Below are 25,060 nucleotides of genomic sequence, written 5' to 3' on the forward strand. Positions count from 1 at the left end.
CCCGTGGCGGGCTCCCAGAGCGCTGCGCGGGCGCGGTCCGTATCCGCCAGGAACGAGCTCCAGAACGTCCTCGAGTTGGTCCACAGCTGGCCGGTGCGCCCGGCGGTGGTCACGCCCATCCAGCGCAGGTCTCCCGTCCGCGAGGCCAGGGGGGCCTCCAGGCGCTGCCCCAGCCCCGCCGCGAACTGGCCCTCATTGGCCCGCAGATAGCGTGAAAGCGAGTTCCAGGCGTCGGTGATCCCGCTCCAGCCCTTCTCCGTGGCCTCCATGCCCGAGGTCACGGACAGGGGCACGTCCTCCTCGTAGACCGACTCCAGCCCCAGGAGCACGCGGCCCTGGTCCAGGCTGAAGGTGTCGTTCTCGGAAACCATCTCCTTGCCGTTCACGGTGATCATCCCGTCGCGCCCGGGGCGCTCGCGGCTCAGCACCCCCAGGGAGTCCAGCACCCCGGTGCGCCCGTCGGTGAGGGACACTCGCTCCCCGATGCGCTGGTTCAGCTGGGTCAACGCCAGGAACGCGCCCTGGTGGCGGAGGTCCCTGCCCGGCGTCACCGTGGAGGGGATCGACGTGCCCGCCGTGGCGGCCCCGAGGGAGCGCTGGCTGCCCCCGATGGCCACGGAGGCGGAGCGGTACACGTCCTCCCAGGTGTCGCCCGGGGCCACGTTGAACGACACGGGCGCGCCGGTGAGCTTCGCCGTCAGCCCCAGGCTGAAGAGCAGGCCGCCCGAGCCGTCGGTGAGCTCGAAGTCCTTGCCGGCCGCGCCCGTCACGGTGAGGGAGCGGCCTTCGGTGGTGGCCCCCGGCGTGGTGGCGGAGGGGATGGGCCAGTAGTCCGCCGAGGCCGTGACCCCGGGCTGGGAGTAGGCCGTGGACGAGGCCGAGAGCGTGGGGCTCGCGGACTTGACCCAGACGGGCTGCCCGTTCAGCTCCGCGCCCACGGCGTTCAGCACGTCGCCCCAGGACCAGCCCGACCCCACGATGACCGAATGGGAGCGCGTCTCGCCGTCGTAGGTGGAGGAAAAGGCGTAGGTCCCGGCTGCCAAAGTGGTGGCGTCGGTGGGGGTGAAGGCCTTGGAGACGTAGGTGGAGGCCTGTGGGCCTTGGCCCGTGGCGATGCCCAGGTCGTGTCGTCCGGTGGCCAGGGTCGTGGCGGCGCGCGGGTCCGTGGGCGTGGAGGAGAAGAAGGTGGGCAGGGCGGTGGCCTGGCCGCTCACGGAGTAGAGGGCCTCCTGGGCCGGTCCCACGGCGCGCCGGGCGGCGCGCAGGCGCAGTTGCGCGAGCAGGTCGCCGGAGCGGTCGGCCACGCGCAGGTCCTGGTCCTGGCGCTGGGGGTTCACGGAGAGGGCCAGCACGGAGCCCGTGCCGGGCATGGAGGGGTCCTGCTGGAAGGCTGCGTTCTGGTAGAGCACGTCGGCCCGGGCGGCCAGGGGGGACTGGTTCACGGCGTCGCGGACCTTGCCCAGCACGTCGCCCCAGGTGTCGGCGCTCTCCACGTCCACGTCCAGGGTCTCGGTGTCCGTGCCCAGGGAGAGGTCGAAGGCGTAGTGTCCCGCCGCCAGGGAGGTCCGGGCCGAGGCCTCGAAGCCGCCGGAGGCGATCTTCACCAGGGGGGTGGCCTGGTCGGCGTCCCGGGTGACCCCGGCGATCTTCCCCGAGGCGTCCCCGCTGCCCGTGACCATGCGGGCCTGGGGCCAGGCGAAGGCCCCCAGGGCCGACTCGAAGGCCCTCAGGCGGGTGTCCAGGCCGCTCAGCAGGGGGTTGGCGGGCAGGGCGGCGAGGCGGCGGTCCAGGGCGTCGCCCGCGCGCGACAAGACTTCAGACGCCGCCCAGTCGCTCTTGATCCGGGAGGTGCTCCCCAGGGTCCCCGCCTGGACCTTGGTGACGCCGCTTTCGTCCACGTCCGCCGAACTCCATGTGTTCGAGGCAGAGTCCCCTGGCCGGGGCGGTTGCCGGGGCGAGGGTCCTGTCCTTCGTCTCCAGGAGGGATCGGACGGTTTGGGCGTTTGCTTTACCCCGCCCGACCAGGGCCAGGCAGCCCATGATGTTGCGCACCATCTGCTTGAGGAAGCCCGCGCCCCGCACCCGGAAGACGGCCTCGTGGGGCGTGGGGCCGGGGTGGCGGGCGATGGAGAAGACCTCGCGCACGGTGTCGGCCACGGGCGTGCCCGCGTTCTGGAAGGCGGCGAAGTCGTGGCTGCCGACGAAGGCCCGGGCCGCGTCGTCCATGGCTTCCAGGTCCAGGGGGCCTGCGTCCCAGACGAAGGGGCGGCGCTGGGGCAGGAGGAAGCCCTGCTCCAGCCAGAAGGTGTAGGCGTAGGTCTTGGCGGTGGCGTCGTAGCGGGCGTGGAACTCCCGGGAGACCTCCTCCACGGCGAGCACGGCCATGTCCCGGGGCAGGATGGCGTTGAGGGCGCGCCGCCAGGGGATGTGGGCGCGCGCGGCGGGCACGTCGGCGTGGGCCACCTGGTGCAGGGCGTGGACGCCCGCGTCGGTGCGCGAGGCCCCGTGGGCGCGCACGGGCCTTCCGGCCAGGCTGGCCAGGGCCTCTTCCAGGCAGGCCTGCACGCTGCGCCCGCGCCCCTCGGGCTGATACTGCCAGCCCGCGAAGTCCGTGCCCTGGTAGGCCAGGGTGCATTTCAGGCGGAGGGTCGGTTCCATGGCGGGGGGGATCACAGGCAGGAAGCCGCTCTCAGGATGCCTTTCAGAAGTTTGTTAAAGCTCGCGGAGGTGTTCCCCTCCAGCGCCAGATGCTGTCCGATGGCCCGGGAGCCGGTGCGTTTCTGGTACTTCCCGCGCGTGAGGCCGAGCAGGATGTCGCAGGGATTGCCCAGCGCGTCGGGGTTGCGGTATTGCCGCTTGCCTTGGCGCCGGGCCATCCCCCCGAGCGCGAGGCCTTTTTCGACCGCTCGGAGGTCACCCAGGTAGAAACTTTCCAACTCGTGACAGGCCACGCGGACGATGGTGTCCGGCCTTCCTGCCTCGACGGCGAGACCCTGGAGCCGTGCGAGCACTCCGCTGCAGTCCTCCTTGTCCTGGTCGCGCAGGATGATGAAGGCCGCCTTGCCGGGTCTGCGCCAGTGTCTGATCTTGTGGACGGCGTTGTTTTCCAGCTCTCGCTTTCCTTCGAAGATGAGCGGTTGAACCTGGATGCGATCCGGCAGGCCGAGTTTCGGCAAAAGCCCCTGGAGCATGTCCCAGGCGGATGGTTCTTCCAGCAGGAAGACGAGCCATGTGGTCATCGGGGATCAACTCCCTCGAAGAGTCCCTGTTTCCACAATGCACCCATCCTGTCGCCGGCCTCCATGTATGCCCGCACCTGCTGGTCGTTCTGTGCGCGGCAGGCGGTGGTGAAACCGTCGCGCTTCACGAGCCAGAAGACCTCCTCCAGACGGGCGGCGTTGAGAAAAACGGGCGAGTGGGTGGAAACGAAAACCTGGCCGCCTCTGCGGGCATAATCCCTGAATTCCTCGGCGAGTTCCTCCAGCAAGCTCACGTACAGCTGATTCTCCGGTTCCTCCACGCAGAGCAGGGGGTGGGGTCTTGGGTCATGCAGGAGGACGAGGTAGGCGAACATGCGCATGGTGCCGTCGGAGACGAAACGGTCGACGAAAGGGTCTTTGAAGGCGCTGTCGCCGAAACGCAGGAGCACTTTCCCGTCATCCGTCTGCTTTGGCGTGATGGAGCTGACGCCCGGAACGCGCTCTTTCATGATGGAGCAGATGCGGTTGAACGTCTCGCGGTGGTTTTCATAGAGGTTGCTGGCGACTTGTTGGAGGTTGTCGCCCGTGACGGACAGATGCTCGTCGAATCCCACGGCGTCCTTTGCGCCTCTGGCCAGGCTGATGTGAAAATCCGAGACGTGCCAGTTTTCGAGCAGCTGCCTGAATGCGCTGGCTGCCTTGAATTTCTGGAACTGGCCCAGGCCCTTCACAGCCAGGATGGCGTCCGAGTCGAGAGTTTGGGTCTCTCGGCGCAGGTCTTTCGTTTCGTCGTTGAAGTCTTCTTCGTTCACCACGGCCTGTCCCATGCCTCTGGAGAAGTCGAGGAAGGTGTATGGTCTTCCATGCCTTCCGCGTTTGTAGCGCATGCTTTCGTGGGAAACATGGACCCCGGAGGAATCCTCTGCGATCTCCACCCGGTAGGTAACCAGGCGGTTGGCGTTGTTGATTTCCAGGCGCAGCTGCAACTCAATTTCAATGGACTCGGACTGGGCGTCTCGCGACACGAGTTCCTTGAACCCTCCCCGCTGCTGGACTGCCTTGCGCACGTTGTGTGTGAGGCAGTCCTTGAGGAAGCCGAACACATCGAACAACGTCGTCTTGCCCGTGCCGTTGGCGCCCACGACGATGCAGAACCTGGGGATGTCCGTCAGGAGGACATTTTTGAAGGACTTGAAATTCTTCAGGCGAATGGTCTCGATGCGCATGGTCCCTCCGCTCGTGCCTTCGATGAGAGTCGAATCCGCGTACCCTGTCTCGTACGGAAGGAAAAGCCCCCTGAAAAGACCGTCCCCGCCCGCGCGGGTGGGCGCGGACGGGGACGGGAGGGCGTCATTGGGGGCCGGGTCAGGGCTTTTCGGGCAGCTCGGGGCCGGTCTGGAGCTTGGTGAGGTCTTCGGAGAGCTTGGCGGCCTTCTTGGCCGAGACGAACGTCAGGATCTCGCCGGCCTGGCGGCCCTTCATGCCCGCCAGGATTTTGACGGCGATCTGCTCGTCCAGGGTCTCCAGCACCGAGGCGGCCTGCTTGGCCTTCATGTTGGTGTACACGTCGATGAGGTGGCGCAGCTTCTCGTCCTTGAGGGACTTGGCCTCGGCCAGCATGCCCTTGAGCAGGCTTTCGAGGTTCTGCAGCTGGGTCATGCGGGCGTTCAGGTCGGTTTCCAGGGACTTCAGGGCCTGTTCGCGGCGCTCCTGCTCCTCGGCGCGGGTCTTGAGCTGTTCCAGGGTGAGCACGCCCTGGGGGGGCTGGGCCGGGGCCTTCTTGTCCTGGGCCGGGGCCTGCTGGGCGGCGTGGGCCGGGGCGTCCTCCAGGATGGAGGCGCGCACGGTCGCCAGAGGGGCCTGGACGCTCGCGGCCGGGGCCTGCCCCGAAGGCGATGCGGCGGCCTGGAGCGCGGGCTTGGGCGCAGGCTGGACCGGCGCGGTCGCAGTCGCCATCTGGGCCGCCATCTGGGCCGGGGGCGCGGCAACCGGGGCCGGGGCCTGCTGGCGCTGGCCCGACGTGGAGAGCCCCATGAAGAGCAGCAGCGCGAGCTTCACGGCCGCGAGCCCCGCAGCCACCAGCAGGACCTTAGACCACCGGGGGCTGGTAGCGAAGGGTCGCCATTTCGTCGAATTGGGCCTGCTCTTTGCGATGCTCTTCACGTTCATGGCGAACCGCCTGTGTTTCCTTGAGTTTTTCGAGAAGCTTGCGTTCCTTGGAGCGCTCCACCAGCTCGGTCCTGCGTTGTTGCACGTCCTGGGCCAACCGGAGTTCCTCCAGGCGGGAGAGACCCAGTTCCTCCTCCAGACGGCGGGCGTAGTTGCGCCCCAGCCAGAAGTCGGCGGCGCTCGCGCCTTCGCGGGCCATGCGCTCCAGGTGTTCGCGCAGGGCGGCGTCCAGGCGGGCCGTGGCCTCCTGGCGCTCCTGGAGGGCCTGCTGGGCCTTGGCCAGGGCCAGCTTGGCCTGGTCTTCCAGCTGCTCGCGGTAGTCGAGCACCTGGGCGAGGGTGAAGCGGAAGGGTCTGGTCATGGCCCTGGGACGCTAGCAACATCCAGGCCACGGGGGGGTTGGCCGCGCGGCGGGCGAGGCCCCGTCCGGACGGCCCGCGCGACGGGATCGCTGCGCTACTTCAGGCGCGTTTCGCCCTCGGAGAGTTCGCGCAGACGCTCGAAGTCCTCGATGGTGATGTTGCGCCCGCGCATGGTGATGTAGCCCTGGTCCTCCAGGCGGGCCAGAGCGCGCGAGAGGGCCTCCCGCGTGGCCCCCAGGAACCCGGCCAGGTGGCCCTTGCTCATGTCCAGGTCGAAGGAGGGGGAGTCCTTGCCCTCGGACTGGTGCAGCAGGTAGGCCGCCAGGCGGGCGGGCACCTCGCGCAGGGTGAGCTGGCCGATCATGGTGGCCATCTGGCGCAGGCGCTGGGAGAGTGCGGCCAGCATGGCCATGGCGAAGCCCGCGTCGCGCTCCATGAGCCGCGTGAGCACGCTCTTCTCCAGGTAGAGCACCGAGCTGGGCTGGATGGCCATGGCGTTGGCCGGGAAGCGCGTGCCCTGGAACATGGGCACCTCGGCGAAGGGCTCGCCCGGACCCAGCACGTGGAGGATCTGCTCCTTGCCCTCGGACGAGGACTTGTAGATCTTCACCTGTCCCGAGAGCAGCACGTAGAGGCCCTTGGCCTCCGCGCCCTCGAAGAACACCACCTGCCCCTTGTCCAGCCGGAGCACGGCGGAGTTGTTTTCGAGCGTGGCGAGCTGCGCCGGGGAAAGACCGGAAAACAGCGGCGCCTTGGCCAGGATCGACAGGGTGGAAGGGGATTTTTTCTCCATGGGGCGAGGGTGTATCCTCATTTTGACGCAAATCAAACCCCGCGTGACCGTTGGCGTGTAGGAATGCCTCCGACGACGTGGAGGTACCGATGCGACGCGCGCTCCTGACGCTCCTGGTGGCCCTGGGCTTCCTGCTCCCGGCGGCCCACGCCCACCGCTGGCACGGCCTGCCAGAGGCCCTGGCCTGGCTGGTCCCGGCCCTGGGCCTGCTCACCGGCAGGGAGTTCGCCCGCCGGGCGGCCCAGCTTGCGCTGCTGGCCGGGAGCCTGGTGCTGGTGGACACCATGCTCCATTTCATCATGCTGCGCTCCGCCATGGGCGCGCCCTGGATGCGCCTGGCTCTGATCCTCTCGGCCTCGGCCCTGGTCCCGCTGGCGGCGGCCTGGGCCCTGGAGCGTCCTCTGAGGGGCGGAGCGCGGAGCGCGGACGGCCCCGGACCCGGCTCGGGGCCGGAACCGCGCGGGCGCGACGGGCGCGAGGCGCGGGACGCTGGCCCGGACGGCTCTTCGGTTGCCGACCTGACTCAGGCCGCCCTGCCCTCGCCGGTCCCTGCCCTGCCCTCCCCCTCCCCCTGGCCGGGCCTTGCCGCCGCCGCGCTGGCCTTCGCGGGGCTGGCCGCCGTGCAGCTCAAGGCCGCGCGGCCCATGCTCCTGGCCGAGCGTTTCCTCCCCGGCGCGGGGTGGCTGGAGGCGGCGCTCCTGGCCCTCTACGCCGGGTTCGCCGCCGAGGCCCTGCTGCGCAAGGACGGAGGCCGGGCGCGCAGGCTGCTCTGGGGCGTCTTCTCCGCAGCCTTCTTCGCCCAACTGGCCCTGGGCCTGGCCGGGTTCGAGCGTTTCCTCATGAGCGGCGCGCTGCACCTGCCCGTGCCCGCGCTCATCGCAGCGGGTCCCCTCTACAGGGGCGAGGGCCTGTTCATGCTCGCGCTCTTCGCCGGGGCGGTGCTTCTGATGGGGCCGGGCTGGTGCAGCCACCTGTGCTACATCGGGGCCTGGGACAGCGCCTGCTCCCAGGCGCTCAAGCGCCCCGCCCCGGCCCCCCGGCGCATGCGCGCGGCGCGCGCCGCCCTGGCCGCCCTGACGCTGGGCGGGGCCTGGGCCATGGGCCGAGCGGGCGTTCCGGCCTGGACGGCCGGCGCCCTGGCCGCCGGGTTCGGCCTGGCCGGAGTGGGCGTGATGCTCTTGGTCTCGCGCCGCCTGGGCGTGATGGCCCACTGCGCGGGCTGGTGCCCCATGGGTCTGGCGGCCGGGCTCCTGGGCAGGCTCTCGCCCTGGCGTCTGGCCCTGGCCAAAGGCTGCACGGGCTGCGGGCGTTGCGCCCGGGCCTGCCGCTACGACGCCCTGCGCCCGGAAGACCTGGCCCGGCGCGCACCGGGCGTCTCCTGTTCGCTGTGCCGGGACTGCCTGGAGCGCTGCCCGCACGGGGTGCTCTCGCTCACGTTCCTGGGCCGGTCGCGCCCGTGGACGGAGCCCGCCTTCGCGGCCCTGGCCGGAGCGCTCATGGCCGTTTTCCTGGGCGTGGCCCGGCTCTAGTGTTGCGTCCTCACCATCCGTCCATGCGGGTTGTCGAGGCAAACAGCCCAAGCCATTTCATTTCACTGAATAACATCTTCCTGTTTTTCAAAATCGCGACACTAGGCGCGGCCCTTCTTCACGGGCGGCACGCCCGCCTCGCAGGGCGTGCCGGTCTGGCAGAAGCCGCAGCTGTTCACCGGGAAGCCCAGCTGGTCCGAGGCCACCCACGGGGCCGTGACGCCCCGGATGTAGGCCTTGCATTTGCCCTTGTCGTGTCCGGCTTCGCTGATGGCCCCGGCCGGGCAGCGCTTCATGCAGGCCCGGCAGGGCACGCCCCGGGCGCGCAGGCACCACTCGTCGTGACGCTCGTAGGGCCGGGGCGTCGGGGCGAACGCCGCGCGCGCCACCACGGAGCCCACCCGCACGGCCTTGCCCGCCCGGGTGATCAGCCCGTCGGAGAGCCCGAAACACCCCAGGCCGCAGACGTGGGCCGCGTGGCGCTCCGACCACGTGGAGGCGAAGCCGAAGCGCTCCGACACGGCCCGGCCCCACTGGGGCAGGAGCGCCGGGGCGCAGGCCCGCACGCCGCGCGCGGCCAGGAGCTCCACCACGTGGCGGCGCAGGGCCTCGTTGACCTGCTCCCCGTAGTGCCGGGCCTTGCTCCACTGGGCGCTGGGCAGTTCGCGGGCCTTGCGGTGGGCCTCGCGGGTGTCGCGGGTCTGGGGGAGGACCCAGGCGATCACGGAAAGCTCTTCGTCCGCGGCAGGGGGGTCGGGAAAGGCCAGGGCGTGGGCCTGGGCCGGGGACCAGTAGAAGTCCGCCCCGATGTCGGCGCGGATGCGCGCGAAAAGCGGGTCCGCGCCCGAGGCGCAGCCCAGCAGGGGCGCGTCGAAGGCGGGCAGGGGCGAACCGGGCTCCAGGGCGTTGTTGGCGCGGTCGTCCATCCAGGCGGCCAATGCGCGGGCGAGTTCTTCCACGGCGTGCTCCTGCCTCGTCGTCGTCCGCCCAGGATGAACGCGTCCGGGCACGCGGTCAAGGCCCGCTCCGCGCAGGTTCCGGGGCCATTTCCCATCGGGCGCGAATGTGGTAGCCCCCTCCCATGACGGAGAGCCTTTCCCCACTCGAACGCCTGGAGCGCGTGCGCGCGCGCATCGCGGCGGCCTGCGCGCGGGCCGGGCGCGACCCCGCGACCGTGACCCTCGTCGCCGTCTCCAAGACCCATCCGGCCCATGCCGTGGAGGCCCTTTTCCAGGCCGGGCAGACGCTTTTCGGCGAGTCCTACGTGCAGGAGGCCCTGCCCAAGATGGACGCCCTGGCCCCCCTGGGCCTGCGCTGGCACTTCATCGGCAGGCTCCAGAAGAACAAGGTGAAGCACATCGCCGGGCGCTTCGAGTTGATCCATTCCGTTGACTCCCTTGAGCTGGCCCGGGTATTGCATCAGAAATCGTCGGCGCTGGGCGTGCGCCAGGGGGTGCTCGTGCAGGCCAACCTGGCCTGCGAGGCGGCCAAATCCGGCTGCCGCCCGGAGGACGTGGAGTCCCTGGCCGAGGCCGTGGCGGGCCTTGCGGGCCTGGAACTGCGCGGGCTGATGCTCATGCCCCCCTGGAACGAGGACGCCGAGGCCAACCGGGGCCTGTTCGCCCGGGCGCGCGCGCTGCGCGAACGCCTCGCGGAGCGGCTCGGGCGCGGGCTGCCCGAGTTGTCCATGGGCATGTCCCACGATCTGGAGACCGCCGTGGAGGAAGGGGCCACCCTGGTGCGCGTGGGCACGGACCTTTTCGGGGCGCGCGAAGGCTGAACCAAGCGAGGAGCCGCACATGGCCAAGAAAGTGGAAGAAGAAAGCGCGGAAGGCGCTCCGAAAAAGAAAAAGAGCAAGCTTCTGCTCATCATCATCCTGGTGGTGATCCTGGCCGCCCTGGGCGGCGGCGGGTATTTCGCCTACCTGAAGTTCCTCGCCCCGCCGCCCGCCGAGGGGACGGAAGAGCAGGCCCCCGCCGAAGGCGACAAGAAGGCCGAGAAGAAGGACGAAAAGAAGAAGGACGAGAAAAAGGAAGAGAAGAAGGACGAAAAGAAGGAGGAAGGCGGCAGCCACGCGGGCAAGAAGGACGACAAGAACAAGCCCGTCACCTCCATCGCCAACATCGTCACCAACCTGGCCGACCCGGGCGGCAAGCGCTACGTGCGCCTCTCCGTGGAGTTCGACTTCGCGGACGCCCACGCCGCCTCCGAATTCGCGGAAAAGTACCAGGCGCGCGTCAAGGACGCCGTGCTCACGCTGCTCTGGTCCAAGACCAGCGAAGACCTCTCCTCCGTGGACGGCATGCTGGCCTTCCGCACCGAGCTGCAGGGCCGCGTGAACCAGATCATGGGGCAGGGGAAGGTCAAGCAGGTGTTCATCACCGACCGGGTGATCCAGTAGGGGCCGGCCATGAGCAAGATCCTCAGCCAGGACGAGGTCGACACCTTACTGCGCGGCCTAACGGGCGGCGAGATCGAGTCCGAGTCCGAGATCCTCGAGGACGACTCGGGCATCGTGCCTTTCGACCTCTCCAACCAGGACCGCATCATCCGCGGGCGCATGCCCGTTCTGGAGATCATCAACGACCGTTTCGCCAGGCTGGCCACCAACGCCATGGCCAACGCCATGCGCAAGCGCGTGGACGTGAACCCCATCTCCATCGACATGTCCAAGTTCGGCGACTTCATGCGCAGCCTGCCCGTGCCCACCTCCATCAACATCTTCAAGCTCGACCCCCTGCGCGGCAACGCCATCCTCGTGGTGGATTCGCGCCTGGTGTTCGCCCTGGTGGAGAACTTCTTCGGCGGCGCGGGCAGCCAGCCCAAGGTGGAGGGACGCGACTTCACGCCCATCGAGCAGGCCATCATCGCCAAGGTGGTCAAGATCGCCCTGGCCAACCTGGAGGACGCCTGGCGGCCCGTGCACGAGGTGCACGTGGAGCTGATCCGCTCCGAGATCAACCCCCAGTTCGCGGCCATCGTGCCCCCCTCAGACGTGGTGGTGGTGGTCACCTTCGAGGTGGAACTGGAGAACGCCATCGGCTCCATGATCGCCTGCCTGCCCTACGCCACCATCGAGCCCATCCGCTCCAAGCTCTACGCCTCCTTCCAGTCCGAGCGCCTGGAGGTGGACCACGCCTGGATCAGCCGCTTCAAGGAGCGGCTCATGGAAACCCCCGTGGAGATGGTGGTGGAATTCGGCAAGACCCAGCTTTCCGGGCGGCAGCTGCTCTCGCTCAAGGAGGGCGACATCATCCTCCTGGACACCGACGTGGAAGACCTGCTCAAGGTGGAAGTGCAGGGCGTGAGAAAATTCTGGGGCGTCCCCGGCACCGTGAAGTCCAACAAGGCCTTCCAGGTGCTGCGGGAGGAAGAAACCCACTTCTAGCGGGAGGCGACCGTGGCCGACGACATCGATCAAGACCAGCTGGCAGCCGAATGGGCGGCCGCCCTGGAGGATACCGACGGCTCGGGCGGGGCGGACCCCTTCGAGCAGGCGCTCGCCGCCGCTTCCTCGTCCTCCGGCGGCGGGGGCGACGACGCCCTGGCCGAACAGTGGGCCGCGGCCCTGGCGGGCGAAGAGGAAACCGCCGTCAAGAAGGAGCGCGAACAGGCCCAGCTGGCCGCCAAAAGCCGCGAGGCCTCGTTCAAGGATTTGACGCAGGACGCCCGCGCGCCCCGCGCCGACACCGGCAGGCGCGACCTGGACTTCATCCTGGACATCCCCCTGGACGTGTCCGCCGAACTGGGGCGCACCAAGCTGCTCATCAACGAACTGCTCCAGCTGGGCCAGGGCTCCGTCATCGAGCTCAACAAGCTGGCGGGCGAGCCCCTGGAGATCTACGTCAACGGCAAGCTGGTGGCCCGGGGCGAGGCCGTGGTGATCAACGAGAAGTTCGGCGTGCGCCTCACCGACATCATCAGCCCCATCGAGCGGGTGAAGCAGCTTGGCTGATCCCGCCGCCCCCGCCGTGGCCGCCCAGGTGACCGCGCCCGTGGCCGCCCCGCCCCCGCCCGCCGTGGACCTCGGCGGAGCGGCCGTGCAGATGGGGGTGGCGCTCTTGGTGATCCTGGTGGTGATCCTGCTGGCCTTCTGGATGCTGCGGCGCTTCGGCCCGCGCCTGGGCCTGGGCGGCAGATCCCTGGCGCACGGCCTGCGCCTGGAAGGGCACATGACCCTGGGACCCCGCAAGAACATTATGGTGGTCCGCTTCTTGAATAAGCTGTTGGTGCTCGGGGTCACGGACCAGAGCATCAATCTGCTCACAGAGGTGGACACGTCCCATGAAGCCCAAGAATTCCAAGACGCCCTGGACCAGGCCCGCAAAGGCGGCGGCCCTGGCGGCCCCCTTGATGCTGGCGGCCCTGGCCCTGGCGCTCCCGGCGCAGGGGGCTGAACCCACCCTCACGCTCAATCTGGCCGCCGGGCAGCAGCAGCCCGAAAAGGTCAGCATGCTGCTGGAGATCCTCTTCACGCTCACAGTGCTCTCCGTGGCGCCCTCCATCGTGCTGTGCTGCACCTCGTTCACGCGCATCATCGTGGTCTTTTCGTTCCTGCGCCAGGCCATGGGCACCGGCCAGATGCCGCCCAACCAGATCCTGGCCAGCCTGGCCATCTTCATGACCGTGGTGATCATGTACCCCACCGGCAAGAAGATCTACGACGAGGCCCTGAACCCCTACATGGAAGAGCGCCTCGGCTTCTCCGAGGCCGTGAAACGCGCCGAAGCGCCCCTGCGCGAATACCTCTTCAAGCACACCCGCGAGAAGGACCTCTCCGTCTTCTACACCATCACCAAGATGGAGCAGCCCAAGACCCGGGAGGACGTGCCCACCGTGATGCTGAGCGCCGCCTACATGATCAGCGAGCTCAAGACCGGCTTCACCATCGGCTTCCTGGTGTACATTCCCTTCCTGGTTCTGGACATGGTGGTCTCCAGCGTGCTGCTGGCCATGGGCATGATGATGCTGCCGCCCGCCATGGTCTCCATGCCCTTCAAGCTCCTGCTCTTCGTCATGGTGGACGGCTGGAACCTCATGACCGCCGCGCTCGTCAACAGCTTCGTCTAGAGGAGTTCCGCCATGACCCCCGAAACCGTCATCGGCTTCGCCCGCTCCGCCATCGAGATCACCCTGCTGCTCTCGCTGCCCATGCTCGCCGTGAGCCTCGTGGTGGGCGTGGTGCTCTCCGTGCTCCAGGCCGCCACGCAGATCCAGGAAATGACCCTGACCTTCGTCCCCAAAATGGTGGCCATGTTCATCGCCCTCATCCTCGCCTTCCCCTGGCTCATGGACAAGATGGTCGGCTTCACCCGAGAAATCCTGCTCAACCTGCCAAAATACATCCAATAAAAACTGCGCGGCCCGGACGGGGCGAGATCCGTCCGGGCCGCATCGACCACCTCTGGCAGGAGGTTTGATCGCGTGGGCCGCCCGCTGGAAGCGGGCGGCTATGTCGTGTTGGGCATATGCCTATCCTGGCATATTAAATCCGTCAACGGATTCCCGCGCGCCCGGCGGGCAAGGACTCTCACGAAGGACGCCCGCGCAGGTCCGACCACGGCTTGCGGGCCGCAACGCGAGCCGGGGTTGCCGACGCGGGAGGAATCGGTGCGCGGCATGCCTCGTTCGGGGCGTCCAGGCGCGGGACGCCCGGCCCGGGGGTGCGCCCCTGCCGGGCGGCTCGCCTGCGGTGACGGGCCGGATTCGCCTCGCGCCAGCGCGCGGGGCGAATCCGTCCGGCACGGCTGCCCGCGTTGCGTCCTCACAATCCGTCCCGACGGATTTTCAAGGCAACCAGCCAAAGCCTTCGCTTTTCATTGTGAACAACATCTTCATGCCGTCCATGATCGCGCTGCTAGGCCCGCTTGACCACCACGGCGTCGCGCGCCCGGCCCTGGCTCTTGAGCAGGTCCAGGTGGCGCGCGGCAGCCTTGGCCGGAGGCAGGTAGGCCCCGGCGGTTTCGGGAGTCTCGCGCACCACGGCCCCGGTGATGCCCTCGTGGGTTTCGAAAAGGAAGCGGCAGGACTCGTTGCGGCACCAGCGCACGCGGACCACCGCCCGATCGAGCTTGTCGGTTTCCAGCACCCGCGTGTCCGTGCCGCATTGGGGGCACCACATGTTCGGCGTCTCCTTGCCGCCGGGCGGGACCGGGGGGCCTTGGAGGCCCCCCGTCCGGGTCGGAAGCGGCATGCGTTGCGTTCTGGCCCGCCGTGCCCGGCCAGCGCGATGGGGATCGTCCGGGGCGTGCGTCCTCCGCGCGCCTCCGGGCGTTGGGATCGGTTTCAAGCCTTGGGGGCGTCCTGCGCGGGACGGTAGGCCCGCACGAGATTCCTGGGCGGGCTCTGCCCGGTCTCGGAATGCTCCAGGGCCACGCGCGCGGTGAAGCGCAGGCCGTGCAGCTCCTCGGAGTCGTGGAGTCGGCCCGGGGCGGGATGCCCGGCGCGCAGGGCCAGGGTTTTCAGGCGGGTGAGGCCCGCTTCGTGGTCCAGGAGCATGGCGTCGACGACCTGGCGTCCCTGGAAGGGGCCGTGGGTCACGTCGTAGACCAGCTTGAGCAGCGGCCTGCCGGACTTGGAGCGGATGAGCAGGCTGTCGGCCACGCGGCAGGGGTAGTCTCCGGTGGGCAGGGGCTGCTCGGTCTCGGGGAGCACGGCTTCGAGGTTCACGTCGAGGATGGCCATTGAGGTGTCCTTTCCGGAAAGCGCCGGGGGTTGAGGCTGGCGGGGTACAAGCTGCCCGCGCCGCGCAGGAGTTCGCGGGCGTGGAGCGCTTCCGCCTGTTCCTTCTTCAGGGCCTCGGGCGAGGGTTCGTAGTAGGCGCACCGGCCCGAGGCGGCGGTGCGGCAGGTGGAGAGCCCCCGCAGACCCAGGGCGCGGTCCAGGAGCAGGTGGCCGGTGATCTCCGCGCAGAAGCCCACCAGGGCGTCGCGGGAATCCCAGTGTCCGCAGTGTTCGCAGGCTGGTTCGGTCACGTCGGTTTCTCCCGGGGCGACGGGCGTTGTCGGATCACGTCGAGCGTGCATTGCGGCCCTCCCCGTGGGGCGGGCCGGGACGGACCCTGGCTTGCCGCGTCCCGGCCCTGGTTGATGAAACGTTGCCTGGCACGCCGCCCCGGCGGGCGGGGCGGGCCGGGTTGGTGATCCCTCACCGGCTTCGGGTTGTCCAGTCCGGCCGGACTGGTCTGCATCGGATTCGCCGTCGCCGCCTGGTTTGCGGTCTTCCCTCGCACCCGCCTGTCCCGCGTGATTGGGCTTCGGAGGCTTCGCCTTGGGTCTTCCGGTACCGACCTCGCCGCGTCTGCGAGGCGTCCCCGAATGCATGGCCCGAATCATATTCTGAAACGAATTTTTGTCAATTTGTGTATGTAAATAATAAAGGTAATTATTTCAGTTTTGTGCAGAGATTGTCTTGAAAATGATCAATAATAAATTCATCAACGAATTTGGAATGAGTCTATATTCTATAATTTGCATTTCTTGGTGTCGAACGGTGCAAGCCCTACGCGGCAAGTTCTGGAGGGGGCGCTTCCAACCCGGCAGGAAGGGCGTCCCCCCTCCGACGAGCCGGAAGTGGAGCGCTCTGCACTAGCAGCCCTTTCAAACAGTCGATTCTGGCAGCCTGCTCAACAAACCGCTGACAAGGCGCAGTGAAAAGCCAAGCCCGAAGCGTATTTCTCATAGGTGAGGGCTTGGCTTATCCCTGCAAGGCAGCCAGCGAGCATTTTGAGCAGGCTGCTAGCCGTGCGCGCGTAACGGCATACGTCATGAGGGAAGGGACCGTGTCGGACGCTTGTCCAGCCGCGCGCGGCGGAACGAAACAGACCCGGTCATGTGTCGGTCAACGCGCCTGGACAGCGCTTGTCCTGCCGCGCGCGTGGGGATTGGGTTCGGGAAAGGGACGCCGTGGCGCGGCTGCCCGGTCGTGGGGCTGTTGCGGGACGGCGGGGCGTTCGGGCCGACGCCCCTGGCGAGTCCTGCCGGGCGTCGGGAGGGGGCGTGCGGCCTGACCGGGCGGGGCGCGATGTCCTGCGGCTCCTTGCGATGCGGCCGGGCGATCCCTCGGCCCGCCTCACAGAGCGGGGAAGCGGGCCCACCGGGCGGAGCTGCGGCCTGACCGGGCCTTCAAGCCTGTTCCCGGCCCGGTCCGGGCGCTGCGGACAAGGGGCGCGCCGGGTCGGCCCCTATTTGCGCGTCATGTCCGACCAGGACCAGACCACCCGGCCCACGATGGCCCGGCGCAGGTCGCCCTGGTAGTCGCTCTCCAGGCTGTGCACCGAGGGCGGGTAGGAACGCTTGTCGGGGTTGTCGGAGACGAACGTCAGCAGGGTCTGGCCTTCCTTGCGGCTCGTGTAGACGCGCTTCACGGCCACCTCGGCGTCGGGGCCTGGCTCGCGCACCAGGAAGATGGAGCCGTCGGGCTCCGGGCGGAAGTCGTCGCGGTCCACCAGCACGATGTCCAGGGGGTGCAGCGTGGGCGCCATGGACTCCTGTCCGCGCCCCACCTCCATGGCCACCAGGTTGGTGCGGTAGCGGATGGAGGCCTGGTCCTTCAGGGCCAGCACCCAGCCGCGCACCGCGTCCTCGGGCACCAGGCCCGGCCCGGCGGCCACGGCCCCCTGGGCCAGGGGCACGGCCATGTAGTTCTCGGGAGCGGGCGGGGGCGTCTGTTCCGAGGTCCCGCCGGAGCGCCGGGCGGAGACGAACACCACCGGGCGCGTGGTGTCGCGCTCGTCGTCGGGGAAGAGGATGCGCGCCCCCAGCGTTTCCAGGATGCGCGCCACCGTGTCGAAGCGCGGAATGGCCTTCCCGGAGAGGAACTTGGAGACGTTGGGCTGCCCCACGCCGGACTTCTCGGCCAGCGCCGAGGGTCCGCCGTGCTCGCGCGCCAGCCGGACGATGCCCTGCTTCACTTTCTCAACCATGTTCATGGTCAGCCGCCTTCTCGGTGATGCCTAAACGGATGCACCCTGCCACGAAGCCGAACAAAAGGAATATCAAGCCGCGTTGCCCACCACCTGTAAAGCAATCCGCTCCAATTGCAACTGAAAACATGACAGCCCGCGCGTCAACCCGAGCGCAGGGCCTCCACGATGTTCATGCGCGCCGCGCGCAGGGCCGGAAGCACCCCCCCCGCAAGCCCCATGAACAGCGCGAACCCCATGGACCACGCCGCGATCTCCCCCGTGAGCGTAAACTTGAACGCAAGCTCCGCGAAGGTCTGGAAATTGGTGGTGGAGAACGAAAGAAACGAGAGGAACGCCGCGAAAAAGAGCCCCACGGCCCCGCCAAGCCCCCCCAGAAGCGCCGCCTCGGCCAGGAACGCCAGCAGGATGGCCCGGCGGCCGAAACCCAGCGCCCGCAGGGCCCCGATCTCGCCCACGCGCCCGGCCACGGCCGAGAACATGGTGATCATGGCCCCCAGCATGGCCCCGATGGAAAAGATGGCCGTGAGCGACACCCCCAGCACCTTGAGGAACTTGGAGAGCGCCTTGGACTGGTCCTCGTAGTACTTGCGCTCCGGGCGCACCTCGGCCTGGAGCCGTGGGTCCCCTTCCACGGCGGCCCGGTAGGGCTCCAGAAGCCCGGGCTCGCGCAGCCTGGCCACCACCACCGAGTAGGCGTTGCGCCGGAAGGCCTGCATCAGCTGCTCGGCGTCGCCCCAGATCTCCGAGGCGAAGCCCGTGCTGCCCGCGTCGAACACGCCCACCACGGTCCAGGCGCGCTGCCCGAAGAAGAGGCTCTGGCCCAGGGCCACGCCCGCGAACTTCTCCCGCACGCTTGCGCCCACCATGATCTCCGTGGACCCGGGCCGGGGCAGGCGGCCCTCCGCGAGGCGCACCTGGGGCCGAAGCCCAAGCGAGGCGCGCTCCGTGCCCCGGATCACCACATTGGAGGAGCTGCCCGTGCGCTTGGGCATCACGAAAAGCACCACCACCTCGCGCGCGGCATCCAGCGCCCCGGAGGCGTCCTGGGCGATCTCCGGGCGCGTGGCCGCCACGCTGGCGGCGGAGCGCTCCAGGGAGGACTGCACCTCCGTCTCGGAGCTCTTGCGCAGCACCACCACGTTGTCCGGGCTGCCCGTGGCCACCAGCGTGCGGCGCAGGCCCTCCGCCAGCATGAGCGTGGCCGCGAACACGAACACCACCAGGGCCATGCCCCCGGCCGTGAGCGCCGTGGTGGCGCGGCGCGTGAGCAGGTTGCGCCAGGAGTAGCTGAGGGGAACGGCCACGGCCTACCCCACCCGGCGCAGGGCCTGGGCGATGCGCACCCTGGAGGCGTACAGCGCCGGATAGATGCCCGAGAGCACGCCCACCGCCAGCCCCGCCAGGCCGCCCTGGACCAGCGTGAGCCGCGACACCTCGAACACGGGCATGAAGTCCTCCATGAAGCGCCCGAACACCCGCGCCGAGGGCAGGATGAGCGCAAGCCCGGCCCCGGCCCCCGTGAGCGAGAGCACCAGCGACTCCCCGAAGATGAGCAGGGCCACCGTGCGCGCCGGGAAGCCCAGGGTCTTGAGCACGGCGTACTCGCCCGTGCGCTCGCGGGCGCTCATGGCCATGGTGTTGGCGGCCACGGCCAGGATGATGGCCACCACCACGTAGCTCACCAGCCGGATGGCCAGGATGATGGCCTCGCTCATGGCCACGAAGCCCATCTGGAAGGCCTTTTCCGTCTCGGTGAGGGTCTCGGCCGGGGAGTTGGCGAACTGGGCGTCGATGGCCCGGGCGGTCTCGGCGGCGCGGGAGGCCTCCTGCACGCCCACCAGGTAGAACCCCGCCTGCCCGGCCCGCGAGGGCGCGCTCTGGCGCAGGGACTCCTCCACGTAGGCGAAGTGCATGAACAGCTGGGACTCGTCGGTGTTGGCCCGGCCGCCCCGGTAGACGGCGCGCACGGTCATGGGCCAGTCTCCAGGGTAGATGGTGCCGCGCAGGGTGATCTCGTCGCCCACCTTCCAGCCGAAGCGCTTGGCCAGCTTCGCGCCCACCAGGCAGCCCTTGCGGTCCTTGAGGAAGTCGTCTCGCCGCGCCGGCTCGTCGATGACCAGCTCCGGGTAGAGGGCCAAGAGCGAGTGGGGCTCGTAGGCGAAGTTGGCGAAGAAGTTCTTCTCGTCCACGTAGATGCCGCCGAACCACATGCCCGGGCAGACGTGGGTGACCCCGGGGATGGCCCTTATCTTCTCGCGGTAGGCCAGGGGCACCGAGAACACCAGGGACACTGCGTTGCGCGTGACGAGCCGGTTGGCCGAGCTGGCCTCCACGCCCGCGTGCCAGGCGTCGATGACCGTGCGCAGGAGCCCGAAGGCCAGGATGGCCACCATCACGCCCAGGATGGTCAGGGCGGAGCGCAGCCGGTGGCGGAAGGCGTTCCTAAAGGCCAGCCGGATCAGCAACACGGGAGAGCTCCCCCTTGTCCAGGTGCAGGAGCACATGGGCCTGACGGGCGGCGCGCGGGTCGTGGGTGACCATGATGATGGTCTTGCCCAGGTCGGTGCACAGGCGGTCCATGAGGGCCAGGATGTCCTCGGCGCTGGCGCGGTCCAGGTCGCCGGTGGGCTCGTCGGCCACGATGACGGCCGGGTCGGTGACGATGGCCCGGGCGATGGCCACGCGCTGCTGCTGGCCGCCCGAGAGGTGGGCCGGGTGGTGGCTGGCGCGGTCGGGCAGGCCCACGGCGTCCAGCGCGGCCAGGGCGTGCTCGCGGCGCTCGCGCCCGGAGAGCCCGGTGAGCAGGAGCGGCAGCTCCACGTTCTCCAGGGCCGTGAGCACGGGGATGAGGTTGTAGAACTGGAAGATGAAGCCCACCGTGGCCGCGCGCCAGCGCGCCAGGTCCGATTCGCCCAACCGGGCGATGTCCACGCCGTCCACGGTGACGCTCCCCGCGTCGATGCGGTCGATGCCCGCCAGGCAGTTGAGCAGCGTGGACTTGCCCGAGCCCGAAGGCCCCATGAGCGCCAAAAACTCCCCCCGGGCGATGTCGAAGGAGATGTCCGCGAGCACGGGGATCACCTGCCCGCCGCGCCGGTAGGCCTTGCACAGCCCGCGGATCTCGATGAGCGGGGCCTGGTTCATTGCCCGGCCGTCTTGAGGGCGTCGCCGTCGCGCAGGGAGTCCGGCGGGGAGAGCACCACCTTGTCTCCGGCGGCCAGGCCGGAGAGGATCTCGGCCATGTCGCCCAGGCGCGCGCCCACGGTCACGGGGGTGAGCCGCGCGCGGCCCTCGCGAAGGACGAACACCGCCTGCGCCCCACCGCGCTCCGTCAGGGCCTTGGCGGGCACGGCCAGCCGGGGGGCGTTCTCGCCGGGTTCGGGCCTGCGCTCCAGGAAGGCGACCTTGGCGCTCATCTGGGGCAGGACGCGCTCGTCCAGGGCGTCGAAGCGCACCTTCACGAGCACGGTGGCCTTGGACTTGTCGGCCGTGGGCACGATCATGTGCACGCGCCCCGGGAAGCGCTCCTCGCCGTAGGCGTCCAGCATGATCTCCACGGGCTGGCCCGCGCGCACCTTGGAGAGGTTGGACTCCGACACGTCGGCCTCCACCTGGAGCGAGCCCAGGTCCGCGATGGTCACCACCGAGGCCTTGGAGGTGGAGGAGGCCCCGATGGGCGTGACGATGTCGCCCACGTCGGCGCTCTTGGTGAGCACCACGGCGTCGAAGGGGGCGCGGATCACGGTGTATTCCACGTTGGCGCGGGCCAGTTCCAGGGCGGCGCGGCGCGCCTCCAGCACCCGCCGGGAGTTCTCGTGGGCGGCCTGGGCCTTGCGCAGGCGGGCCTGGGCCTGGTCGTATTCGGAGCGGGCCACCACGCGGCCCTTCTCCAGGCGGGCGAAGCGTCCGTGGTTCAGGGTGGCGTCGGCCAGCTCGGCCTGGTCCTGCTCCACGCGGAAGCGGGCGGCCTCCACGTCGGCCTGGGCCTGGCGCAGGGCCGCCTCCACGTCGTCGGACTCCAGGCGCGCCAGCACCTGCCCCTTCGTCACGCGGCTGCCCTCCTCCACGCCCAGCCAGACCAGGCGGCTGGTCACCTTGGAGGCCACCGAGGCCTTGCGGTCCGCCACCACGTAGCCCGTGGCGTTCACCAGGGTGAGGGCGCGCGTGGGGTAGTAGAGCCCCGCCTGGACGAGGTCCGCCTCGTGGGTGGAGGGCCAGAAGATCCATGCGGCCGCCGCCAGGGCCAGGCCCAGGAGCGTCCACGCGGCGCGCCCGAAACGTCTTCGCCCGGCGGGGGCGCTCCCGGAGGGGCCCCGCGCGATGCGCAGCTTGTCGAGGTCCATGTTCATGGAGCCGTTCCATAGCCCAGCCGCCGCCAGGGGTCATCAGCAATTTCCGTCATGTCGCGCGGCGGCGTGGACAGTACGCCGCGGTTTGGATAACAGGACCGTAGGAATGACCGAAAAGCCGGACAGAGCCTCCGCCCAGGCCGTGCAGGGGGTCTTCGCCGCCGAGACGACGACCACCGTGGGCTTCGGGGCCACCAAGCGCCGCGTGCAGCAGGTGGTCTACGTGTACGCCGAGGAGAAAGAGCCCGGCGTGGTGACCTGCACGCCGCTTTCGCAGAACTACACGCCCGCCGGAGCGCCCCGGAGCGTCACCCGCGAGGAGCTGCTGGCCAAGTTCAAGCCCGAGCCCCACATCTACCTGCAGAAATACCTGCCCGCCATGGCCCGCGTCGAGCGGATCGTGGACGACGCCGACCGCTGCCGCGACCAGGGCCAGCTCTTCACCTCGGAATTCGAGTACAAGAACGCCCTGCGCCTGGACGAGAACCACATCCGCGCCTCCTTCGGCCTGGGGCTCACCTACCTGGAGCGCGGCGACACCCAGAACGCCCACGTCGTCTTCCGCAAGCTCTCCCGCCTGGAAGGGACCTTCGATCCCGAATACAAGCACCTGTTCAACGAGTTCGGCATCCAGCTGCGCAAGAACAGCATGCACGCCCAGGCCCTGGGCCACTACGCCAAGGCCCTGCGCCTGAGCCCGCGCGACGAGCACCTGCTTCTCAACATGGCCCGGGCGCTCCTGGAAAAGGGCCGGCTGCGCGCCGCCCTGCGCCTTGTGGAGAGGGCGCTCGCGCTACGGGCCGACCACGCAGCGGCCCTGCGCTTCAAGGAATACCTCGACCGCAAACTCGGCGCTTCCCCCGCGCCCCAGGTGGAGATGGGCATGGAGCTGATCGCCGATTCGTCGCTGGAGGCCGGAGGCCCCGGCCCGTCCGGCGGCAAGGGAGGCGCGCCGTGAGCTTCCAGTTCCTGGGGCATTACCTGGTGGAGCAGGGCCACGCCACCCGCCGACAGGTGGAGGAGGCCTGCGCCCACCAGAACGAGGCCAACCGCCGCCTGGGCGACTTCGCCGTGGAGGCGGGCATGCTCACCCCCGCCCAGGTGGAGGACATCCTCGCGCGCCAGCGCGGCACGGGCCGCAGCTTCGGCAGCCTGGCCGTGTCGCTGGGCTACGTGGCCAGGCGCCACATGGACGAACTTCTTTTCCGCCAGAGCGTGAACCAGGTGCACCTTGGCGAGGCCCTGCTGGCCCTGGGGCACCTGGACCCCGCGCGCTTCTCGGAGATCCTGGCGGGCTACATGACCCGCGAGCGCCAGCGGGCGGAGCGTCTGGAGGCCTTCTACGGCGCAAGCTCCCAGGGCAGGGCGCTCCAGGCCCTGGCCCGCGCACTGGAGCTGGCCTTCCTGCGCTTCGCGCGCTGCCCGCTGAAGGCCCATGGCGAAGCCGGACCGCAGGAGCTGGAAGACCTGCCCAACCGCCTGCCCTGCTCGGTGCCCCTGCCCGGCGGCGCGGAGCTTCGCTTCACCCTGCACCTGGACGAACGCATGCGCGCAATGCTCGAGCAGGCCAGGCCGGACCACGAGGACGGGGCCGACCTGCTGGAAGCCGTGGCCAGCTACCTGCGGGAGAACTGGCGCGATGCCCCTGCGGCCTCCCCGGCCGGGCCCCCGGCCTGCGGCGTGCTCCTGGCCTCGCCCGAGGCACGCGTCGCCGCGACCCTGGACGCCCCGGCCGCTTAGCCGCCGCGCCGGAGGGGGCGGCGCACCCGTCGTGCGGCGGCCCCGGCGGGCGACTCGCGGCCCCGTGTCCGGGCGAGCTGCGGCCGTCCTTGCGCCCGCCGGGACGCTCCCGCGCGTCGCCTCGCCCCGGCCTGCGGGCATTCCCGACCATTTCGAGGGGTTCCTTGACCGAAGCCCCCTATCCGGTTACTTTGGGCTCTTGCGAGAATTGTGATTTATCAGGGAGGAACGCGCCTCATGCCCATGATCGAGTTCAAGGATGTCCACAAATGGTACGGGGATTTCCACGTGCTCAAGGGCATCGAGGAGTCCGTCGAGCAGGGCGAGGTGCTGGTCATCTGCGGCCCGTCCGGGTCGGGCAAATCCACGCTGATCCGCTGCGTCAACCGCCTTGAGGAATACCAGCGCGGCACCATCCTCTTCGACGGCCAGGACATCCACGACAAATCCGTGGACGTGAACCTCCTGCGCGCCGAGATCGGCATCGTCTTCCAGCAGTTCAACCTCTACCCGCACCTCTCGGTGCTCAAAAACATCACCCTCGCCCCGCTGAAGGTGCGCAAGGCCGACAAGGCCGAGGCCGAGGCCATGGCCATGAGCCTTCTGGAGCGCGTGGGCATCCACGACCAGGCCCACAAATTCCCCGCCGAACTCTCCGGCGGCCAGCAGCAGCGCGTGGCCATCGCCCGCGCCCTGGCCATGAAGCCCAAGGTGATGCTCTTCGACGAGCCCACCTCCGCCCTCGACCCCGAAATGATCAACGAAGTGCTCAACGTCATGAAGGACCTGGCCCGCGAAGGCATGACCATGCTCTGCGTCACCCACGAGATGGGCTTCGCACGCGAAGTGGCCGACCGCGTCATCTTCATGGACGGCGGCGAGATCATCGAGGCGGGCCCGCCCCAGGAGTTCTTCAAGAACCCCAGACACGAGCGCACTCGCGCCTTTTTGAAGGAAATCCTCTAGCCGCAACCCAAAACCGAGAGGAGGCATCGATGAAGCGTTTGGCAAAGGCCCTCGCGGCCCTCATGATCCTGACCCTGGCAGCGGCCCCCGCCTTCGCGGGCAAGCTCGAAGACATCAAGGCCAAGGGCGTGTTCACCGCCGGCGTCAAAGACTCCCAGCAGCCTTTCGGCTTCGTCGATGAAAAGACCAAGCAGATCGTCGGCTTCGAAATCGACATCATGCAGTACATCGCCGACAAGCTGGGCGTGAAGCTGGCCCTCAAGCCCGTCACCTCCTCCACCCGCATCGGCATGCTCACCCAGGGCGACGTGGACATCGTGGCCGCCACCATGACCCACAAGAAAGACCGCGAAGGCCAGGTCGACTTCTCCATCACCTACTTCATGACCGGCCAGCGCCTGCTCGTGAAGAAAGACGGCCCCATCAAGAGCGTCAAGGACCTGGCCGGCAAGAAGGTCGGTTCCGTGAAGGGCTCCACCTCCGAGCAGAACGTCAAGAAGGCCGAGCCGAGCACCACCGTCGTCTCCTTCGAGACCTACCCCGAAGCCTTCCTGGCCCTCAAGCAGGGCAAGGTCGAGGCCGTCACCACCGACGAAGCCATCCTCGTGGGCATCAAGTACGCCGACGACAAGCCCGAAACCTGGGACATCGTGGGCGACTACATCTCCCCCGAACCCTACGGCCTGGGCGTTGTGGAAAACGACTCCAAGTACCGCGACTTCATCAACCTGACCCTCATGGAAATGTGGGAAAAGGGCGACTACAAGAAAATCTACGAGAAGTGGTTCGGCAAGGACACCAAGAACTACATCCCCCTCACCTGGACCATGGAACTCTGGCCCTAGTGTCGAGACCATGAAAAACATGAAGATGTTTTTCATAATGAAAATCAATGGTTTTGGCTGCTTGTCTTGACGGTCCGTACGGACGGACCGTAAGGACGCAACACTAGCAGCCCCGACCGACCGGCAATCCCCGGCGGGCGCCCAGCGCGCCCGCCGGCCCCCCCGGGCCCGGCCCGGCGC

At 68.9% G+C, this 25,060-nt stretch carries 28 protein-coding genes; 12 read left to right on the plus strand and 16 right to left on the minus strand.

The genetic code is table 11. The annotated features are described in order from the left end of the window. The 7 genes from ACV4UX_RS07945 to ACV4UX_RS07975 form a co-directional block, all read right to left on the minus strand. On the minus strand, positions 1–1,898 hold a 1,898-nt coding region (locus ACV4UX_RS07945), incomplete at its 3' end, for a hypothetical protein (protein ID WP_491592775.1). Beyond that, a complete protein-coding gene (gene truA, locus ACV4UX_RS07950) occupies positions 1,816–2,658 on the minus strand; it encodes a tRNA pseudouridine(38-40) synthase TruA (RefSeq protein ID WP_491592776.1) in 843 nt (280 codons plus the stop codon). The genes ACV4UX_RS07945 and truA, both read right to left, overlap by 83 nt. Positions 2,659–2,669: 11 nt before the next feature. Beyond that, positions 2,670–3,239: a DUF4276 family protein gene (locus tag ACV4UX_RS07955; protein ID WP_491592777.1), complete on the minus strand. Its 570-nt coding sequence runs from the start codon at positions 3,237–3,239 to the stop codon at positions 2,670–2,672. Continuing rightward, positions 3,236–4,426 carry an AAA family ATPase gene (locus tag ACV4UX_RS07960; protein ID WP_491592778.1) on the minus strand — a complete coding sequence of 397 codons (1,191 nt, stop codon included), beginning with the start codon at positions 4,424–4,426 and terminating at the stop codon, positions 3,236–3,238. The genes ACV4UX_RS07955 and ACV4UX_RS07960 overlap by 4 nt, the downstream gene beginning before the upstream one ends. A gap of 139 nt (positions 4,427–4,565) precedes the next feature. After that, positions 4,566–5,258, minus strand: a complete 693-nt coding sequence (locus ACV4UX_RS07965; protein WP_491592779.1) for a MotE family protein — start codon at positions 5,256–5,258, stop codon at positions 4,566–4,568. Positions 5,259–5,289: 31 nt separating this feature from the next. Then, positions 5,290–5,730, minus strand: coding sequence for a flagellar export protein FliJ (fliJ, locus tag ACV4UX_RS07970; RefSeq protein ID WP_491592780.1), 441 nt, complete (start codon positions 5,728–5,730; stop codon positions 5,290–5,292). A 95-nt stretch (positions 5,731–5,825) separates the two neighbouring features. Further along, entirely contained in the window at positions 5,826–6,524 is a 699-nt protein-coding gene (locus ACV4UX_RS07975; protein WP_491592781.1) for a Crp/Fnr family transcriptional regulator, read from the minus strand. A gap of 89 nt (positions 6,525–6,613) precedes the next feature. Here ACV4UX_RS07975 and ACV4UX_RS07980 point away from each other — a divergent pair, with 89 nt between their 5' ends. Beyond that, positions 6,614–8,053, plus strand: coding sequence for a 4Fe-4S binding protein (locus ACV4UX_RS07980; protein WP_491592782.1), 1,440 nt, complete (start codon positions 6,614–6,616; stop codon positions 8,051–8,053). Between the two features lie 101 nt (positions 8,054–8,154). Here the strand turns inward: ACV4UX_RS07980 and ACV4UX_RS07985 are convergent, their stop codons facing one another. After that, complete coding sequence (locus tag ACV4UX_RS07985) at positions 8,155–9,012, minus strand: 4Fe-4S ferredoxin (RefSeq protein ID WP_491592783.1); 858 nt, start codon at positions 9,010–9,012, stop codon at positions 8,155–8,157. 122 nt (positions 9,013–9,134) lie between these two features. Between ACV4UX_RS07985 and ACV4UX_RS07990 the strand changes: the two genes are divergently transcribed. The 7 genes from ACV4UX_RS07990 to fliQ are packed head-to-tail and all read left to right on the plus strand — an operon-like array spanning position 9,135 to position 13,406. Then, the gene (locus tag ACV4UX_RS07990; RefSeq protein ID WP_491592784.1) at positions 9,135–9,833 is read left to right on the plus strand and encodes a YggS family pyridoxal phosphate-dependent enzyme; all 699 of its coding nucleotides are present in this window, start codon (positions 9,135–9,137) and stop codon (positions 9,831–9,833) included. A 19-nt stretch (positions 9,834–9,852) separates the two neighbouring features. Next, the gene (locus tag ACV4UX_RS07995; protein ID WP_491592785.1) at positions 9,853–10,455 is read left to right on the plus strand and encodes a flagellar basal body-associated FliL family protein; all 603 of its coding nucleotides are present in this window, start codon (positions 9,853–9,855) and stop codon (positions 10,453–10,455) included. Between the two features lie 9 nt (positions 10,456–10,464). Continuing rightward, positions 10,465–11,442, plus strand: a complete 978-nt coding sequence (gene fliM / locus ACV4UX_RS08000; RefSeq protein ID WP_491592786.1) for a flagellar motor switch protein FliM — start codon at positions 10,465–10,467, stop codon at positions 11,440–11,442. A gap of 12 nt (positions 11,443–11,454) precedes the next feature. Next, positions 11,455–12,009 (plus strand): flagellar motor switch protein FliN, encoded by a 555-nt coding sequence (gene fliN / locus ACV4UX_RS08005; RefSeq protein WP_491592787.1) that lies wholly within the window; start codon positions 11,455–11,457, stop codon positions 12,007–12,009. After that, entirely contained in the window at positions 12,002–12,451 is a 450-nt protein-coding gene (fliO, locus tag ACV4UX_RS08010; protein ID WP_491592788.1) for a flagellar biosynthetic protein FliO, read from the plus strand. Before fliN ends, fliO begins: the two co-directional genes overlap by 8 nt. Beyond that, complete coding sequence (gene fliP / locus ACV4UX_RS08015) at positions 12,408–13,124, plus strand: flagellar type III secretion system pore protein FliP (protein WP_491592801.1); 717 nt, start codon at positions 12,408–12,410, stop codon at positions 13,122–13,124. Before fliO ends, fliP begins: the two co-directional genes overlap by 44 nt. A 12-nt stretch (positions 13,125–13,136) precedes the next feature. Further along, positions 13,137–13,406 carry a flagellar biosynthesis protein FliQ gene (gene fliQ / locus ACV4UX_RS08020; RefSeq protein ID WP_491592789.1) on the plus strand — a complete coding sequence of 90 codons (270 nt, stop codon included), beginning with the start codon at positions 13,137–13,139 and terminating at the stop codon, positions 13,404–13,406. Between the two features lie 505 nt (positions 13,407–13,911). Here fliQ and ACV4UX_RS08025 read toward each other — a convergent pair. The 8 genes from ACV4UX_RS08025 to ACV4UX_RS08060 all read right to left on the minus strand — a co-directional run bounded on the left by ACV4UX_RS08025 (position 13,912) and on the right by ACV4UX_RS08060 (position 21,329). Further along, complete coding sequence (locus ACV4UX_RS08025; protein WP_491592790.1) at positions 13,912–14,175, minus strand: hypothetical protein; 264 nt, start codon at positions 14,173–14,175, stop codon at positions 13,912–13,914. A gap of 164 nt (positions 14,176–14,339) precedes the next feature. Then, positions 14,340–14,738, minus strand: coding sequence for a hypothetical protein (locus tag ACV4UX_RS08030; protein WP_491592791.1), 399 nt, complete (start codon positions 14,736–14,738; stop codon positions 14,340–14,342). Next, a complete protein-coding gene (locus tag ACV4UX_RS08035) occupies positions 14,720–15,028 on the minus strand; it encodes a hypothetical protein (RefSeq protein ID WP_491592792.1) in 309 nt (102 codons plus the stop codon). The genes ACV4UX_RS08030 and ACV4UX_RS08035 overlap by 19 nt, the downstream gene beginning before the upstream one ends. 1,208 nt (positions 15,029–16,236) lie before the next feature. Then, the gene (locus tag ACV4UX_RS08040) at positions 16,237–16,983 is read right to left on the minus strand and encodes a helix-turn-helix domain-containing protein (protein WP_491592793.1); all 747 of its coding nucleotides are present in this window, start codon (positions 16,981–16,983) and stop codon (positions 16,237–16,239) included. A 137-nt stretch (positions 16,984–17,120) separates the two neighbouring features. After that, the gene (locus tag ACV4UX_RS08045; protein WP_491592794.1) at positions 17,121–18,284 is read right to left on the minus strand and encodes an ABC transporter permease; all 1,164 of its coding nucleotides are present in this window, start codon (positions 18,282–18,284) and stop codon (positions 17,121–17,123) included. Positions 18,285–18,287: 3 nt separating this feature from the next. Beyond that, positions 18,288–19,448: an ABC transporter permease gene (locus ACV4UX_RS08050; RefSeq protein WP_491592795.1), complete on the minus strand. Its 1,161-nt coding sequence runs from the start codon at positions 19,446–19,448 to the stop codon at positions 18,288–18,290. Continuing rightward, positions 19,423–20,124, minus strand: a complete 702-nt coding sequence (locus ACV4UX_RS08055; RefSeq protein WP_491592796.1) for an ABC transporter ATP-binding protein — start codon at positions 20,122–20,124, stop codon at positions 19,423–19,425. Before ACV4UX_RS08055 ends, ACV4UX_RS08050 begins: the two co-directional genes overlap by 26 nt. Next, positions 20,121–21,329 carry an efflux RND transporter periplasmic adaptor subunit gene (locus ACV4UX_RS08060; RefSeq protein WP_491592797.1) on the minus strand — a complete coding sequence of 403 codons (1,209 nt, stop codon included), beginning with the start codon at positions 21,327–21,329 and terminating at the stop codon, positions 20,121–20,123. Before ACV4UX_RS08060 ends, ACV4UX_RS08055 begins: the two co-directional genes overlap by 4 nt. Before the next feature lie 106 nt (positions 21,330–21,435). On the opposite strand from ACV4UX_RS08060, the gene ACV4UX_RS08065 reads away from it, so the two are divergent. From ACV4UX_RS08065 to ACV4UX_RS08080, 4 genes are all read left to right on the plus strand, one after another. Then, the gene (locus tag ACV4UX_RS08065) at positions 21,436–22,287 is read left to right on the plus strand and encodes a tetratricopeptide repeat protein (protein ID WP_491592798.1); all 852 of its coding nucleotides are present in this window, start codon (positions 21,436–21,438) and stop codon (positions 22,285–22,287) included. After that, positions 22,284–23,069, plus strand: a complete 786-nt coding sequence (locus ACV4UX_RS08070) for a cyclic di-GMP-binding domain-containing protein, MshE-related (protein WP_491592799.1) — start codon at positions 22,284–22,286, stop codon at positions 23,067–23,069. Before ACV4UX_RS08065 ends, ACV4UX_RS08070 begins: the two co-directional genes overlap by 4 nt. 237 nt (positions 23,070–23,306) lie before the next feature. Next, positions 23,307–24,035, plus strand: coding sequence for an amino acid ABC transporter ATP-binding protein (locus ACV4UX_RS08075; RefSeq protein ID WP_308464632.1), 729 nt, complete (start codon positions 23,307–23,309; stop codon positions 24,033–24,035). A 29-nt stretch (positions 24,036–24,064) separates the two neighbouring features. Further along, positions 24,065–24,880: an ABC transporter substrate-binding protein gene (locus ACV4UX_RS08080; protein ID WP_491592800.1), complete on the plus strand. Its 816-nt coding sequence runs from the start codon at positions 24,065–24,067 to the stop codon at positions 24,878–24,880. The last annotated feature ends 180 nt before the right edge of the window (positions 24,881–25,060 follow it).

The sequence above is a fragment of the Fundidesulfovibrio sp. genome (genome assembly GCF_058402725.1).

What these genes read in the sequence shown, in the direction of transcription:
- ACV4UX_RS08065 (WP_491592798.1), top strand. Translation starts at nt 21,436, where the DNA reads ATGACCGAAAAGCCGGACAGAGCCTCCGCCCAGGCCGTGCAGGGGGTC.
- ACV4UX_RS07990 (WP_491592784.1), top strand. Translation starts at nt 9,135, where the DNA reads ATGACGGAGAGCCTTTCCCCACTCGAACGCCTGGAGCGCGTGCGCGCG.
- ACV4UX_RS07995 (WP_491592785.1), top strand. Translation starts at nt 9,853, where the DNA reads ATGGCCAAGAAAGTGGAAGAAGAAAGCGCGGAAGGCGCTCCGAAAAAG.
- fliJ (WP_491592780.1), bottom strand. Translation starts at nt 5,730, where the DNA reads ATGACCAGACCCTTCCGCTTCACCCTCGCCCAGGTGCTCGACTACCGC.
- ACV4UX_RS08040 (WP_491592793.1), bottom strand. Translation starts at nt 16,983, where the DNA reads ATGAACATGGTTGAGAAAGTGAAGCAGGGCATCGTCCGGCTGGCGCGC.
- fliM (WP_491592786.1), top strand. Translation starts at nt 10,465, where the DNA reads ATGAGCAAGATCCTCAGCCAGGACGAGGTCGACACCTTACTGCGCGGC.
- ACV4UX_RS08055 (WP_491592796.1), bottom strand. Translation starts at nt 20,124, where the DNA reads ATGAACCAGGCCCCGCTCATCGAGATCCGCGGGCTGTGCAAGGCCTAC.
- ACV4UX_RS07980 (WP_491592782.1), top strand. Translation starts at nt 6,614, where the DNA reads ATGCGACGCGCGCTCCTGACGCTCCTGGTGGCCCTGGGCTTCCTGCTC.
- ACV4UX_RS08025 (WP_491592790.1), bottom strand. Translation starts at nt 14,175, where the DNA reads ATGTGGTGCCCCCAATGCGGCACGGACACGCGGGTGCTGGAAACCGAC.
- truA (WP_491592776.1), bottom strand. Translation starts at nt 2,658, where the DNA reads ATGGAACCGACCCTCCGCCTGAAATGCACCCTGGCCTACCAGGGCACG.
- ACV4UX_RS07955 (WP_491592777.1), bottom strand. Translation starts at nt 3,239, where the DNA reads ATGACCACATGGCTCGTCTTCCTGCTGGAAGAACCATCCGCCTGGGAC.
- ACV4UX_RS08030 (WP_491592791.1), bottom strand. Translation starts at nt 14,738, where the DNA reads ATGGCCATCCTCGACGTGAACCTCGAAGCCGTGCTCCCCGAGACCGAG.
- ACV4UX_RS07975 (WP_491592781.1), bottom strand. Translation starts at nt 6,524, where the DNA reads ATGGAGAAAAAATCCCCTTCCACCCTGTCGATCCTGGCCAAGGCGCCG.
- ACV4UX_RS08060 (WP_491592797.1), bottom strand. Translation starts at nt 21,329, where the DNA reads ATGAACATGGACCTCGACAAGCTGCGCATCGCGCGGGGCCCCTCCGGG.
- ACV4UX_RS07960 (WP_491592778.1), bottom strand. Translation starts at nt 4,426, where the DNA reads ATGCGCATCGAGACCATTCGCCTGAAGAATTTCAAGTCCTTCAAAAAT.
- fliQ (WP_491592789.1), top strand. Translation starts at nt 13,137, where the DNA reads ATGACCCCCGAAACCGTCATCGGCTTCGCCCGCTCCGCCATCGAGATC.
- fliP (WP_491592801.1), top strand. Translation starts at nt 12,408, where the DNA reads ATGCTGGCGGCCCTGGCCCTGGCGCTCCCGGCGCAGGGGGCTGAACCC.
- ACV4UX_RS08075 (WP_308464632.1), top strand. Translation starts at nt 23,307, where the DNA reads ATGCCCATGATCGAGTTCAAGGATGTCCACAAATGGTACGGGGATTTC.
- ACV4UX_RS08080 (WP_491592800.1), top strand. Translation starts at nt 24,065, where the DNA reads ATGAAGCGTTTGGCAAAGGCCCTCGCGGCCCTCATGATCCTGACCCTG.